We start from the raw sequence: 468 nt of genomic DNA, 5'->3' as shown, positions 1-468 counted from the left end.
TCCGAGAGCACGTCGATGACGTCGGTTGCCTTCAGCTTACGGGCGACCCGGATCGCCAGGCATTCGTGCGTGAACTCGTCGACCACGTTGAGCATCCGGATCTTGCGCCCGTCATGCGTGCGCGCCTCGACAAAGTCATATGACCACACGTGATTGCGGTGTTCCGGGCGAAGACGGACGCAGGAGCCGTCGTTGTCCCAGATCCGCCCTCGCTTGGGCTGTTTGGCTGGGACCTTCAGCCCCTCACGTCGCCAAATGCGCTCGACACGCTTGTCGTTGACGAACCATCCGGCCGCCTTCAGCAACGCACTGATCTTGCGGTAGCCGTAGCGCCCGTACTTCTCGGCCAACGCCACGAGATCGGCTGTCAGCGCCTCTTCATCATCGCGGCCCCGCGGCACCTTGCGCTGTGTCGAGCGATGCTGACCGAGCGCCCGACAGGCACGGCGCTCGGAGATGTTCATCGTC

The 468-nt window shown here is 63.7% G+C and carries 1 protein-coding gene; it reads right to left on the bottom strand.

The features are described 5' to 3' along the window. Nucleotides 1-468: IS3 family transposase (locus FV222_RS28950; RefSeq protein ID WP_147816538.1), on the bottom strand; the 468-nt coding region annotated here is incomplete at both ends.

Origin of the sequence: Methylobacterium sp. WL103 (genome assembly GCF_008039885.1) — a bacterium.
Lineage (GTDB): Bacteria > Pseudomonadota > Alphaproteobacteria > Rhizobiales > Beijerinckiaceae > Methylobacterium > Methylobacterium cerastii.
Note: the sequence above shows the minus strand (reverse complement) of the source record. Positions and strands in the feature narration are given on the sequence as shown.